Raw genomic sequence first — 13,826 nt, forward strand, 5'->3', positions numbered from 1 at the left:
ATGGTGGCTGAAGGCATAGGTTGTGTGGTAACTCCCTAATGGTTTTCAGCCACCTTTTTTTCAAGCTAATTTCTTATCCGCGATTCAGGTTAGTTAATATATTGGGTTTAAATAAGATTTAAAAATAAGATATGGATTAGGGCTTTGAGCCTGTATCTTTAAAAGATGATTGAAAAGAAGCTCAAGGCTGAGCTTCTTAAACTTTTACATTAATTTGAAACAGATCCTTATCCAATTCGATAAAGTCAATTTCACAATCAATAAATTTTTCAATCATGGCGGCCTGAGTACGGGTATGCTCGCTAATACATTGTGCGGTAAATTCACCACCTTGACCCAATGCCAAAGGCAATAACAACTGATCCGCTAAATACTCATCAACGACAGCTTTGGACACAAGATAAAGCTTCACTTTTTCTGCTAAGTGATTTGCTATTTGTTCGGCACTTTTTCGCATTTCGCCTAAAGCTGTGAATAGCTGAGCGTGATGTTCATGCTCAACTTTGACATACGCCGTATTTCCTTGGCTGATTCCATGTAAATGAAATTGCTGTTGAGTATCTAGTTTCAGCCTTTTGTTTAAAGTGGCTAATTCACGTTGCGCAATTTGTGCTTCTTCTGAAAGATTGAGGACTGCTACAAAGGCATCAATTGATTGTAACGAGCCACGATCTAATAAGCTTAGCTTGTTTCGATGCTGCCACGGCTGAATCTTGATTTGAATTTCACCCGCACCAATCGGAAAGAAGCCTGCTTTATTTAATTTAAACTCGACCTCTATTCCAAGTTTTTCTAATGCAGGCAAAAAGCAATGTTCAACAAAATCAGCCGTTGGCGCAAGCGGATTATGTGTGCCACCAGAAATCGTGAGTTCACTGGCTTCATTTTGTAATAACAACGCAGGCAATAGCGTCTGTAAAACCAGTGTGGCACTTCCAGCAGATCCAATCTGAAACTGGTATTTTCCGCTTTGCACATGCTGTGGCGCAAAATACAAACGTTGGCTATGCAGTTCAGCCCCTTCAACATAAGCTTGGCTGATATGTTGGGATGCCTGTACACAGACCAAATGCTGACGCATTAAGCCCGGTTTTTTACGCCCAGCACGAATGTTGATTAATTCAAATGCTTGACCTGTAATCATTGAAAGAGAGAGGGCAGTTCTTAAAATTTGCCCACCACCTTCACCTTGAGAACCATCAATCTGGATGGTTGTTGCTGGCATATTTGCCAAAGCCTTATTCACGTCTATTTTCCTTATTTTCTAATTTAATGAACATACTGTCAGTACATGGTAATGCGAAGTAACGCGTGACTTTGCTTTTGGCAAAGGTTTACTAGGTACATGGTGCTGAGCCTGATCGGTGAAGATTGATGCACGGCTCACATGCTGCCATAGCCGCCTGAATTGTTTTCAATCCCTCAGATCGGAGTAACGCAGGATCTTGTACTCGCCCAGTATGTCCAAACTGTGATTGTGAACTAAATTCACAAAATCTGTTGTTTATTGAACTAAATCAATCTGCCAATTTGCAGCCTGAATCTTGATATTTAAATCACGTAGTTTCACGCTGATATCATCGGCTTGTTTTTGCAAGCTAGAAACAGGGATGACTTTTTGCCATTTAATCTCACGTGAGCTATAACGATCAGGTTCACGATGTGTATTGACAATCGCATCAACGAGAATCTTATGTTGTTCAGCATAACTATCTCTTAAGCTGAGTAACGATAGTAATATTTTTCCATCCTCAACTTTTGCTTGTGCATTGGTCAAATGAATACGACAAATCAATTGATTGCTTTCTTGGGTTAAAGCAAACACTTCTTTGATCAGTTCATTTGGATCTTCGCTTGGTTCATCACCATCTTGTACCAATACATTGGCATTGATCCGTTGTTTTAATGAAGCGAGCTTTTTCTGTTGATCGCTTCGAAGTAAAAGTGCTTCTGCGAGTTTCATTTTATTTTCCTTTTATTCAATATGTACAATAACTAAGTTTGAAACACCTTCCAATTCCATACTAAATTTTGCAAATTCAATAACTTCATCTAAAGTTTCATTTTCATGCCAAGTTGTCATGAAGCAATTATTGGCTGGTGGTTGATAGTTATAAAAACCTAGATATGTTTCATCTAGGACATCATCCCAAATAGAGCACTCATATCCTGTCACCATTGCCTGAGTGCATAGTTTTGAGTAGACAATCTGCTCACAAATCCAATTACGCCATTCAGACAGGATTTGCTTAGTACCCACAATCAGAATGATGTAATAGGATTGCTCAGGTAGTACGAGATGAGCATCTTCATTTGTCCTGATTCTATAGCTCCGAATATCTAAACAATCCTTTTTCATCATTACCCCTTAACACAAACCACTTGTCTTAGTGTATAAACCACTTCAACCAAATCTTTTTGCGCATTCATTACGTCTTCAATCGGTTTATAAGCTGATGGAATTTCATCAATTACAGCAGCATCTTTACGGCATTCCACACCTTCAGTCTGAGCAATCTGATCTTCTACGGTAAAGCGACGTTTTGCTTCAGCACGACTCATCACTCGACCTGCACCATGCGAACATGAGCAGAACGACTCTTGATTTCCAAGCCCGCGAACGATGAAAGATTTAGCACCCATTGAACCAGGAATAATTCCATATTGTCCAAGTTTTGCACTTACAGCACCTTTACGGGTTACCATCACTTCTTCGCCATAATGTTCTTCCTTTTCCACATAATTATGGTGACAGTTCACCGCTTCCAATTTTGCATTAAATGGTTTTGGAATAATCGTTGCCAAAGCTTTAATCGCTGACTGCATCATGATTTCACGATTTTTCATTGCAAAGCGTTGTGCCCAACCCACAGCAAACCAATAATCATTAAAATGCTCAGTTCCTTCAACTAAATACGCCAAGTCTTTATTCGGCAAATTAATGAAATGCTTTTGCATATCTTTTCGTGCAAGCTCGATAAAATGATTTCCGATGGCATTACCTACACCGCGAGAACCTGAGTGCAACATAATCCAAACGTGATCATGTTCATCTAAACAGACTTCGACGAAGTGATTTCCTGTTCCTAAAGTCCCCAATTGTTTGCGGTTGTTGGTGTTTTTAAGGCGGGGGTGCTTTGCACAAATCAACTCAAAATCAGTCACTAAGTCTGCCCAAGCCTGATCCACTATTTCAGGTGGGTTTTCCCAAGACCCACGATCTCGTCCTCGACCTTTAGTCATTCCATGTGGAATTAAGCGTTCAAGTTCAGTACGTAATCCGTGTAAGTTATCTGGTAAATCAGAAGCGGTTAAGTTCGTACGAGTTGCCATCATTCCACAACCGATATCGACGCCAACAGCCGCAGGAATAATCGCGCCTTTGGTTGGAATTACACTTCCAATGGTTGCCCCTAAACCAAAGTGTACGTCTGGCATTACTGCCATCCATTTATAAATAAATGGCATTTGGGCAGTTTGTAGTAATTGTTGTTTTGAGTTGTCATCAACAAGTACGCCGTTGGTCCACATTTTCACAGGCATACTTTTTTCACTATGTAGAACTTGATAAGCACGTTGTTGCTGTTCTTGTTCAAATTGAGCTTGTTGATTGACTTGTTCAATGACAGACATTTTCATTTTTCCTTTCAAAGCCTGCCTGCCAAGCGTTTGCAGGCAGGTGTTATTCACAAGATCCCAATGATGTTGTGTGCTTATACTATTGCAGCGACTGTGCCAACTTTATAAAAATAAAATCATATATTTTTAATACATTGATAATTATAAACAAAATATTTTAAATCTATTTTTAGATGGAATTTATGAAGTTTTTTATAAATAAAAATATATCTATAAAGATATTGAAGTATCTTTATAGATATATGTGTGTTTTTAGCAAGGTCGATATGCCATCAAGATGATTTACTGATTTTCAAAAGCTGACCAGTTTCATCTAAGCTAAATTGATCAAAATCATGAGCTAAATAAAAATTACCTTTGAAAAACTCTCTGACTTCCTCGGCGATCGCTTGCTGCCCAGCACTATCTTGATGTCGCGGACTAAAGTGGGTGAGAATGAGATTGCCTAATCCTTGCTGCTGAGCAAATTCAGCCACCATTTTTGCTGAACTATGCATCGGACCTTGCCCAACTTTATCCAGAACTGCTTGAGTGTAGGTGCTTTCATGAATCAACAGTTGAGCATCTTGACATGGCTGAGCTAATAACTCAGGACGATCATTGTCACCACCAACTATCGCGCGAACGCGCTGTATATGGGTTTGAATAAAATCACTGGCTTTTAAGGTTTGATCATTGAACTGGATATCTTTGCCTTGTTGCAAATCACCCCAAGCTTTACCTTTAGGTACACCAAGTTGAATTAAAGCCTGTGTGTCTAATTTCTTTTGGGTGTGTTGCGTGATAATACTAAAGGCAAAGCTTGGTACTCGATGGCTAAGTGGGTGGGCTTGAATTGAAAGTTCATCCGTTAATGGTTGTATTTGAGTCGCTTTATTGACATCAATAAAGTTGAGCGGATACGGAAGGTGGAGATCGGTGAGTTCTGTAGTTGCTTCAAACCATTGTTGAATTTCTTTGGGGGCGATAATGGTTAAGGGCGCAGTACGTGCATTCATGCCAGCACTTGCCAATAAGCCGACTAGCCCATAACAATGATCGCCATGTACATGGGTAATACAAACCGCAATCAGATTTTGTAAAGAAAGTTTGGCTTGTTGAATACGGTGTTGTGTGCCTTCACCAGCATCGACCAAGATCCAATCTTTGTTTTTACTGTTTCGTATCGCTAAACCTGAAACATTACGAGTGAGTGTGGGTACACCTGAAGATGTACCTAAAAAAGTAAAATGAAGCATATTGTTGGAATTTTTCACTTAAATGCGTATTGTATATTATAGACATTTATAAAATTTTATAGAAATCATGACGGATGTGAAAAAAACAGTCGTAATAGGCTTTGTTGGTTCAACTTTAGATCAAGGAAAACGTCCTGATCGCTGGCAACGTTGGCGTCCAACGCTGAGTCTATTGATGCATGAAGATCTAATTGTAGATGAGCTGATCTTATTGCATGATCGCCAACATCATAATTTGGTGAAGTTTATTGCTGAAGATGCAAAGGATGTATCTCCATCTACAACAATATCAGGTCATCGAGTAAGTATTCGTGATCCTTGGGATTTTGCCGAGGTATACGGTGCACTTTATGATTTTGTAAAAACATATTCATTTGATACCGAAAAAAATAACTATCTTTTGCACATTACGACTGGAACACACGTTGGCCAAATTTGTTGGTATCTTTTGGTCGATGCGAACTATTTACCAGCCAAGCTGATTCAAAGTGCACCAAATCAACAGAAAACGCCTGAGGGCGAATATCGCATTATAGATTTGGACTTGTCTAGATATGATGTTCTCAAACAGCGTTTTGAAGATGAACAGCAGCAAAACTGGCAACAACTCAAAGCCAATATTTCAACCTATAATCTTGATTTTAATCAGCTGATTAGTGAAGTTGAATTGGTCGCAACACGGTCTAGTGCGCCGATTTTGATTATGGGTGCAACAGGTGTTGGAAAATCTCATTTGGCTAAACAAATCTTTCAATTGAAGAAAGATAAGTTCCATTTGAATGGGCGTTTTATTGATGTGAACTGCGCCACTTTACGTGGTGACAGTGCCATGTCGAGTTTGTTTGGGCATATCAAAGGAGCTTTTACAGGCGCAGCAGCTTCTCGGGCAGGTTTATTAAAAAGTGCCGATCAAGGCATTTTATTTTTAGATGAAATTGGGGAGCTTGGATTAGATGAGCAAGCCATGTTGCTCAAAGCACTCGAAGATAAATCCTTTTTTCCAGTAGGTAGTGATAAGGAAGTTCAGGCAGATTTTCAACTGATTGCGGGGACAAATCGAGATTTGAGAACCGAGGTGCAAGCAGGGCGTTTTCGCGAGGATTTATGGGCGCGACTCAATACATGGACTTTCTTTTTGCCAAATCTAAAAGATCGTGTTGAAGATATCGCGCCGAATATTGAGTTCGAGCTACAACGTTTTGCTGCTAATCATCAACGTCAACTTCGTTTTCAGCGTGACGCTTTAGATCTATATTTGAAATTTGCCAAGTCGAAAGATGCTTCTTGGCAGGGAAATTTCAGAGATTTAACCGCAAGTGTGACGCGTTTAGCGACATTATCGGATGGAGAGTTGATTCGCTCTGAAACAGTGGAAAAAGAGATTTATCGTTTAAAACAATTGTGGTCTATTCAGAAACATTCACATGATGAAAATGATCAAGATATTTTGCTGAAATATTTAGATCAAATGCAATTAATGGAAATTGATGAATTTGACCAGATTCAGCTACGTGGTGTGCTTGAGGTTTGTAAAAATGCCAAGTCAATGGCAGATGCTGGTCGTCAGCTTTTTGCTGCATCGCGTCAGCAGAGAAACACAACCAATGACAGTGACCGAGTCAAAAAATATTTGGCTCGGTTTGGCTTGAGTTGGAGTGATTTCTAATCGTTATTCAGCTTGATCAGGTTGTTGTTTCTTACGCTGCGATTGGCTAGATAAAAACTCTAAATTCCAAAGTTTTTCTGCATGTCGACCAATCCACCAAAATGAAGCAGCCAGTATAATAAAGAAGATTGCTTTATGCATACCAACCCAAAAGAACTCAAAATATTTGGTATATAAATTTAGAAATAAAAAGGTAATGCCAAAACCGCGTGAAGTGGCATCATCATGTTTTAAGCCATATACAATAGCAATGATGGCAACAAATGCGAATAAGATGCCCCAATGAAGTAGCTCGTATTGTTTAACGTTGTACCAGCTATTCAGGTCACCATAATTGCCAAAGATTGAAAGAATCCATAGCGCGATAAATAGATAAAGCAGACCCATGACATAGGTTGAATGCGCAAAGTCAGAAAAACGCGCGTGGCGTTTAAACAATAGACTGAGTCCAATCAGCACACCGCCGAATAATACAAAGCGCAAAGGAAAGTTCATACCTAAATAGTATGCACCCCAACCAGACATATAGCCTGTTTCAGTTCCAAACCAAGAGCCGAGCGAAAGCAGCGAAAAGATCCAAATCAATTTGGAAGGAAACCAGAAAGCCAGTGCAGCGTAAATAATTGTTGAAAGTAAAAATAGCAACGAGAAATGTCCGCTACCAGTATCAATCGCTTGTCCAAAATACGCCACCGAAACGGCAGTAGAAAGTACACCCGCAAAAATAATCGCTTCATTGCTAAAATGATGTAAGGGTTTGGTTTTCCTACGACGATAGGCAAATATATAAAAAGCAGCCGCCGCAGCAGCAAAGATAAGACATGGGATAACATTTGAACTTAAAAATAATTGTTCAAGTATTTTCATTAGCCATTCATCAAGGGTGATTGCAGCAACTGCAATCACTGCGCAAATCATCGAAATCCAAAATGAATATTTTGCTAGTCGTTCCCAATCAAAAGATCGAATGGAAAAGCTACTTCTAAGATCATTGGCGACGTCAGGTGTAATCGTTCCTTGTTGTTGCCAATACTCAATTGTGTGTTTTAAAAATAGTCCCTGTTTTTTATTTAATTTCATCAAAGAACCCTAATGCCTATTCATCTGTACTGATATAACAGACATGGGATTCAAAAGAAGTATATTTTTCTTAATAATTTGTTGTTAAGTCTACACTTTTAAAAAGCGAGTGATCACTTGACGTAATTGCTTTAAATAACCTGTAAAGAAATGATTTGCACCAGGCATGATGGTAATTGGATGCTTTTGTGGTTTTGCCCACGCAACCATATCTGAGAGTAGGGTGATATCATCTTGTTCCCCATGTACAAACAAAATATCACCATTAATTTCAGGGGTTTTGTAGTGACGTAAATCAACCACTGAACCTGTTGGTAAGCCACACAAAACTAATTGTTTCGGGCGTAGCTCTTCACTGAGCTGCACTTGGCATTTGGCTAAGACATGTGAGCCAAAACTAAAGCCACCCGCATGGAACGTTAAGCCTGCATGTTTTCCACGTGCATATTCAATCACTGCCATAATGTCATCAGTTTCACCATGACCTTGATCATGTGTGCCTTCGCTACCACCTAAACCGCGAAAACTTGGACGATACACGATACAGCCCATTTCATTAAAAATTTGCGCTAATAAAACAGGCACTTTGTGATTGGGTGTGCCACCTTGTAATGGATGGGGGTGACAGACGACTGCAAAACCTGTGATTTCACCTTTGGGATGATCAACAAACATTTCGATTTGACCAACAGGACCTTGGATGAATAGTTGCTCAGACATAAAGTAAGTAATGAATTATGGAAGAATCCACTATTTTACCGATAATGAAGAATGAAAACACGAATTGGCATTAAAAATTCTCAACTGTTATAGTTTAGCCAAGATAAATTGATATTGATTGAATATGCTTGCTCTAATTTCTCCTGCTAAAACACTTGATTACACAACAGCTTTACCAACAGATACACACACGCAGCCACGTTTATTGGAACAATCACAACAGTTGATCGAGGTTTGTCGTAAACTTTCAGCGACTGAAATCGCATCTTTGATGGCTGTGAGTGAAAAAATTGCCAATCTCAATGTAGAGCGTTTTCGTGACTGGAATTCAGATTTTGATTTTTCCAATGCTCGTCAAGCGATATTTGCATTCAAAGGTGATGTTTATACAGGTTTAGATGCCTATCATTTAGACGACCAAGATATTGATTTTGCACAGCAGCATTTAAGGATGTTGTCGGGGCTTTATGGTTTGTTACGTCCTTTAGATCTCATGATGCCATACCGCTTGGAAATGGGAACAAAGTTAAAAAATACGCGTGGACATAACTTATATGAGTTTTGGGGCGATATTATCACTGATCAAATTAATCAAGATTTAGCAAATATCGATGCAAAAGTGTTGGTAAATTTAGCTTCTGACGAATATTATAAATCTGTGAATGAAAAGAAAATTCAGGCGGAAATTATCAAACCTGTGTTCTTAGATCAAAAGAATGGAAAATATAAAGTGATTAGTTTCTATGCGAAAAAAGCGCGTGGTCTAATGGCAAGATACTTAATTGAAAATCAATTGAGTGGAGCAGAACAATTAAAAGCATTTAATAGTGAAGGATATTACTTTGATGCAGAAAGTTCATCAAATAAAGAACTTGTATTTAAACGGGATGAACAGTAGTCATCCTGAGTTTGTCGTGGGTGGGGTGAGATGTTAAGCAAAGAACATTTATTAAAACATGCGATTTCATCTGATCAAGTCTGTATTAAAGGACATTTGACAGAACCGCGTAGTTATGGGGTTTATGCTTTGCCATTAGATACGGATGGAACAAGACGTTTTCGTTTTGGCAATCACCCAGTACGTCAACAGGAACTGAGACATGAATTTGGTTCCTGTACCTTATATCAGCTTTTTCTTGATCGTAAAGATGCCGAATCATTGGCAAAATGGCTGAATCAAGCAATGTAGAGATGACTGATTATGCAGCAATATTTATCTACATTAGAAAAATCATGGTATGAGTTGCATCGGCATTATCAGTTTTCTGAACCTCAGAGAACTTTTAATAAACTGATTGCTGCTTATAGCGAAAAGCAAAGGGCTTATCATACGATTCAGCATTTGTATGAGTGCTTGGTTTTACTCGAAGCTACTCGATCTGATTTAAATGATGATCATGCTGTTGCATTGGCACTTTGGTTTCATGATGCAGTTTATGATCCGCAAGCAAAAGATAATGAGCTGAAAAGTGCTGAACTATTTGAACAGTACTTGGCTCAAGATTTAACAAGAGAGATTGTTCAGAAAATAAAGCGTTGGATTGTTGCCACGCAAAAGCATGAGCCGACTGAAGAACTGGATTTACAGTTTTTATTAGATATTGATTTAGCGATTCTAGCGGCTTCACCAGAACGTTTTGTGGAATATGAACAGCAGATTCAGCAAGAATATGCTTGGGTTGATCCTGATGTATATTCTATTAAAAGAAAAGAAGTGCTAGCACATTTTTATCAGACAGAACCACTTTATCAAACGGAATATTTTCAGAAGTGTTTCGAGCAAAGAGCGAAAGAGAATTTGCGGAAATATAATTAGCGCTTAGTGTTTATTTTATCCAGATAAAAGATATAAAGGTTTTTATTGCTGATTAAAAAAATATAATACAGAGATTAAATAACCTATTGAGTGTGCAGTGAAAGATCTAACATTAAAAGTAGCCGAGGGAAAACTCAATATTCGTGTGGCAGCATGGATAGAACACAAAGATCAAATTTTAGTATCTGCATTCCCAGATGGAACAATTTCTTTGGTGGGTGGTCGATTAAAATTTTCTGAAACAACGCTTGAGGGAATTCAACGAGAAGTATTTGAGGAAACGGGAGAAGCTTTTAACTCACCTGTACTTTTTGCAATTGTTGAAAACTTCTTTTGTGATGTTGTATCCCAAGAGCAATTTCATGAATTTTTATACATTTATAAAGGTCAGATTCAGCCAAAACTATCCTATCTAGATGGAGGGGAATCTCAGATTATTTCATGGATGGAAAAAACAAAAATAGCAGATTTAAAACCTGATGTTTTGCAAAAAATTGCTTTGTTATCCCACCAAGAAAATATTATTCATCTTGTTAACTTGGAATCACGATAAATATAAGTTGATAGAAGAAGGGGCTTTATATTGCCCCTTACTACTCAATTCTTATTTAAAGAAATAACCCGTTTCAGGTGAGCTAGCATTCGCCATACGCTTACGTGGCATACGACCTGCTAAAAATGCCTCACGACCTGCTTCAACTGCTTTCTTCATCGCGGAAGCCATCAAAACCGGATTTTGAGCAGCCGCAATCGCCGTGTTCATCAATACACCATCGCAGCCCAGTTCCATCGCAATCGCAGCATCACTAGCCGTACCTACACCAGCATCAACTAACACAGGAACTTTGGCATTTTCTTTGATGATTGAAATAGTATGCGGATTGAGAATCCCTAAACCAGAACCAATCAAGCTACCCAAAGGCATAATCGCAACACAGCCCATGCTTTCAAGTTCTTGAGCGACAATTGGATCATCTGAGGTGTAGACCATAATTTCAAAACCATCATCAATCAATGTTTGAGCTGCTTTAAGCGTCGCTGTCACATTTGGATATAAGGTTTTTTCATCACCAAGCACTTCGAGCTTAACTAAGTTATGACCATCAAGTAATTCACGAGCCAACATACAAGTACGAATTGCGCTATCTGCATCGAAACAGCCTGCAGTATTTGGCAGAATCGTGTATTTCTCAGGTGGAATCACTGAAAGTAAATTGGGTTGATCTGGATGCTGTCCAATATTTACACGACGAATCGCAACTGTGACAATCTCAGCACCACTGGCTTGAATGGCTAAATCAGTTTCATTTAAATCTTTATATTTACCAGTTCCGACCAATAAACGTGATTGAAAAGTACGTGAACCAATAATTAAAGGGGAATCTTGCATGGGCTTATTACTCCATTTTTAGCCATTTAGCCGCCACCAACAGCTTGAATAATTTCAATACGATCTTCAGGAGCAATTGTTGTTTGCTCAAGTCTACTTTTCGGAATGATCTGTTGATTCTTTTCTACAGCGAAGCGTTTGCCTTCTAGGGCTAAGTCTTGAATCAGTTGCTGTAGGTTTTCGCAAGACGTGTCAATTAACTCGCCATTTAGATAGATTTGCATGATAAATCCTTATTTCGCATGCTTGATTGCTTGCCATGCGAGTAGCACCCAACCCACAATCATAAATGCACCACCAATCGGGGTGATTGCACCTAATATTCTAGGTAAGCCAAGCGCCATAATGTACAACGAACCGCAGAAAAAGAGGATACCAATTTGAATCAAAATAAAAGGAATTTTTATTGGAAAGGTTGGTGTGGTTTTATTTAATACAGCCAAGATAAGCAAACCAATAGCATGATAGAAGAAGTATTGTGTTGCGGTAGCCCACCAAGTAAGTTGTTCAGGCGTAGCAAAAGACTTTAAGCCATGTGCACCAAAGGCACCGAGCATCACCGCAAGCGCGAGATTCAGCGCAGAGATCGCTATCCACATAATTACAATGTAACTAGAAATTTGAGTGGTAAAGTTACCATATTCAGAAAGTTAAGCATAGCCAAATACAACAAAAGGGCTTATGGCCCTTTTGTTGTATTTTAACTCGCTGACATCGCGGTTTTGATTTTTTCCATTGCATTTTTTTCTAGCTGGCGAATACGTTCGGCAGAAACGTTATATTCAGCAGCAAGTTCATGCAAGGTAGACTTATCATCATCTAGCCAACGGCGTTGTAAAATATTTCGTGATCGGTCATCCAACTGATCCATTGCTTCATGTAAAGCAGCAGTACTTTGCTCTTCGTAGTCTTGTTCTTCGACAAGTCGAGCAGGGTCGTAACGGCTATCTTCTAAATAAAGCGCTGGTGCGGTATGAGGTGTGTCATCGTCGTCATCGCCTTGTGCTTCAAATGCAGCATCATAAGCGGTTAAACGACCTTCCATTTCAATCACTTGTTCTGCTGTGACATTTAAATCACGTGCTATGGCTTTTGCTTCTTCAAGCGTCAGCTTTTTGCTTGATTTTTTTAGACTACGTAAATTAAAAAATAATTTACGTTGAGCCTTGGTGGTCGCAATTTTGACGATACGCCAGTTACGAATCACATATTCATGAATTTCAGCTTTGATCCAATGTACAGCAAAAGAGACTAAACGAACGCCCATATTTGGATCGAAACGTTTTACTGCTTTCATTAATCCAAGATTACCTTCTTGGATTAAATCACCTTGTGGTAATCCGTAACCTGCGTAGCTACGCGCAATGTGTACCACAAAGCGTAAATGTGACATGACCAATAGTTTGGCAGCATCAAGGTCTTGGTCGTAATAATAACGATCAGCAAGTTCTTTTTCTTGCTCGGCCGTTAAGATCGGAATTTGATTGACAGTACTGATATATGCACCAAGGTTTACGCCAGGCGCAGACAATGACAGGGGCATCAATTGATTGCTGCTGTCAGTAGTCATGGAGTCTCCTTATAGGATGGTATTGAGTCAGCAATTTCATCTTAATGCGAATGTGCTTCATCATTAAGGAAATTTGAGTATATAAATGTAAATCTATCTTTACCAAGAGTTTAACAAAAAAAGTAAATTGGAAAAACCCTAAAGAGATTCAATTAAATAGTGGAATTCATTTTCTGAAACTTTTTGGACTTGGCATTGTAGTTGCTGAATTTGGCAATATCGTGTTACATCAATTTCACTATGTGGATCAGAAGACTTTAATAGGTATTGTATTTTACCGTTTGCTTTTTTTAGGGCGCGTTTGAGCAAAAGTAGTGGCATCGGACAGGGTTGTCCTAAAGCATCAATAACTTCAGTTGAGCTAGAAAGTGTAAAGGTCATAATCATTTAAATAACTTCATTCAAAATGATCTTAACAAATTTTGAAAGGCTTTTAGAGAAAAAGTTTTATTAAAAATGCAACCAAATAATCGTACGAAATCAATGGAAACAGGGGAAATAACTTAAAATAAATCTATTAATTGTTAGAAACCCATGTTAAGCTCGGTGCGTTTTAGGGAGTGTTTAATACAATTAGATTGTACTAAAACCTATAACAAATGGATGTAACCGGAAATTGTTGTTAGTTTTACAGAATGATTACAAGCTTTAAAATTATAAAAAATTTTAAAACCTTGTTGGCTCTGCTGTTTGCAACACCGGAAGGT

17 protein-coding genes are annotated in these 13,826 nt (G+C 38.6%); 5 read left to right on the top strand and 12 right to left on the bottom strand.

What is annotated here, in order from left to right; all coding sequences use genetic code 11:
• Positions 1–196: 196 nt before the first annotated feature.
• The 5 genes from rtcA to MMO38_RS14475 form a co-directional block, all read right to left on the bottom strand.
• Positions 197–1,246 (bottom strand): RNA 3'-terminal phosphate cyclase, encoded by a 1,050-nt coding sequence (rtcA, locus tag MMO38_RS14455; RefSeq protein WP_241323987.1) that lies wholly within the window; start codon positions 1,244–1,246, stop codon positions 197–199.
• Between the two features lie 258 nt (positions 1,247–1,504).
• Entirely contained in the window at positions 1,505–1,963 is a 459-nt protein-coding gene (locus MMO38_RS14460) for a DIP1984 family protein (RefSeq protein ID WP_241323988.1), read from the bottom strand.
• A gap of 12 nt (positions 1,964–1,975) precedes the next feature.
• On the bottom strand, positions 1,976–2,359 hold the full coding sequence (locus MMO38_RS14465) for a hypothetical protein (protein ID WP_241323989.1): 384 nt from the start codon (positions 2,357–2,359) through the stop codon (positions 1,976–1,978).
• A 2-nt stretch (positions 2,360–2,361) separates the two neighbouring features.
• Entirely contained in the window at positions 2,362–3,633 is a 1,272-nt protein-coding gene (locus tag MMO38_RS14470) for an RtcB family protein (protein ID WP_241323990.1), read from the bottom strand.
• Positions 3,634–3,911: 278 nt separating this feature from the next.
• Positions 3,912–4,877: a ribonuclease Z gene (locus MMO38_RS14475; protein WP_241323991.1), complete on the bottom strand. Its 966-nt coding sequence runs from the start codon at positions 4,875–4,877 to the stop codon at positions 3,912–3,914.
• 67 nt (positions 4,878–4,944) lie between these two features.
• Between MMO38_RS14475 and rtcR the strand changes: the two genes are divergently transcribed.
• Positions 4,945–6,543, top strand: coding sequence for an RNA repair transcriptional activator RtcR (gene rtcR, locus MMO38_RS14480; RefSeq protein WP_241323992.1), 1,599 nt, complete (start codon positions 4,945–4,947; stop codon positions 6,541–6,543).
• Positions 6,544–6,546: 3 nt separating this feature from the next.
• On the opposite strand, the gene MMO38_RS14485 is transcribed toward rtcR, so the two are convergent.
• Entirely contained in the window at positions 6,547–7,623 is a 1,077-nt protein-coding gene (locus MMO38_RS14485; protein ID WP_241323993.1) for a DUF2157 domain-containing protein, read from the bottom strand.
• Positions 7,624–7,713: 90 nt separating this feature from the next.
• The gene (locus MMO38_RS14490) at positions 7,714–8,343 is read right to left on the bottom strand and encodes a hydrolase (RefSeq protein WP_241323994.1); all 630 of its coding nucleotides are present in this window, start codon (positions 8,341–8,343) and stop codon (positions 7,714–7,716) included.
• Between the two features lie 124 nt (positions 8,344–8,467).
• Here MMO38_RS14490 and yaaA point away from each other — a divergent pair, with 124 nt between their 5' ends.
• The 4 genes from yaaA (at position 8,468) to MMO38_RS14510 (ending at position 10,712) form a co-directional block, all read left to right on the top strand.
• Complete coding sequence (gene yaaA / locus MMO38_RS14495) at positions 8,468–9,241, top strand: peroxide stress protein YaaA (protein ID WP_241323995.1); 774 nt, start codon at positions 8,468–8,470, stop codon at positions 9,239–9,241.
• Between the two features lie 30 nt (positions 9,242–9,271).
• Positions 9,272–9,532: a hypothetical protein gene (locus MMO38_RS14500; RefSeq protein WP_005197227.1), complete on the top strand. Its 261-nt coding sequence runs from the start codon at positions 9,272–9,274 to the stop codon at positions 9,530–9,532.
• 12 nt (positions 9,533–9,544) lie between these two features.
• Complete coding sequence (locus MMO38_RS14505; protein ID WP_241323996.1) at positions 9,545–10,159, top strand: metal-dependent hydrolase; 615 nt, start codon at positions 9,545–9,547, stop codon at positions 10,157–10,159.
• A 97-nt stretch (positions 10,160–10,256) separates the two neighbouring features.
• Positions 10,257–10,712 (top strand): NUDIX domain-containing protein, encoded by a 456-nt coding sequence (locus MMO38_RS14510; protein ID WP_241323997.1) that lies wholly within the window; start codon positions 10,257–10,259, stop codon positions 10,710–10,712.
• A 51-nt stretch (positions 10,713–10,763) separates the two neighbouring features.
• Here the strand turns inward: MMO38_RS14510 and MMO38_RS14515 are convergent, their stop codons facing one another.
• The 5 genes from MMO38_RS14515 to MMO38_RS14535 all read right to left on the bottom strand — a co-directional run bounded on the left by MMO38_RS14515 (position 10,764) and on the right by MMO38_RS14535 (position 13,500).
• On the bottom strand, positions 10,764–11,549 hold the full coding sequence (locus MMO38_RS14515; RefSeq protein ID WP_005197222.1) for a thiazole synthase: 786 nt from the start codon (positions 11,547–11,549) through the stop codon (positions 10,764–10,766).
• 26 nt (positions 11,550–11,575) lie between these two features.
• On the bottom strand, positions 11,576–11,773 hold the full coding sequence (gene thiS / locus MMO38_RS14520) for a sulfur carrier protein ThiS (RefSeq protein WP_241323998.1): 198 nt from the start codon (positions 11,771–11,773) through the stop codon (positions 11,576–11,578).
• A gap of 9 nt (positions 11,774–11,782) precedes the next feature.
• Entirely contained in the window at positions 11,783–12,148 is a 366-nt protein-coding gene (locus MMO38_RS14525; RefSeq protein ID WP_004671423.1) for a DUF423 domain-containing protein, read from the bottom strand.
• A 101-nt stretch (positions 12,149–12,249) separates the two neighbouring features.
• A complete protein-coding gene (gene rpoH / locus MMO38_RS14530) occupies positions 12,250–13,119 on the bottom strand; it encodes an RNA polymerase sigma factor RpoH (RefSeq protein WP_004671421.1) in 870 nt (289 codons plus the stop codon).
• Positions 13,120–13,257: 138 nt separating this feature from the next.
• Positions 13,258–13,500 carry a sulfurtransferase TusA family protein gene (locus MMO38_RS14535; protein ID WP_034595159.1) on the bottom strand — a complete coding sequence of 81 codons (243 nt, stop codon included), beginning with the start codon at positions 13,498–13,500 and terminating at the stop codon, positions 13,258–13,260.
• Positions 13,501–13,826: the final 326 nt, after the last annotated feature.

Source organism: Acinetobacter sp. NIPH 1852, assembly GCF_022549455.1.
Classification (GTDB): domain Bacteria; phylum Pseudomonadota; class Gammaproteobacteria; order Pseudomonadales; family Moraxellaceae; genus Acinetobacter.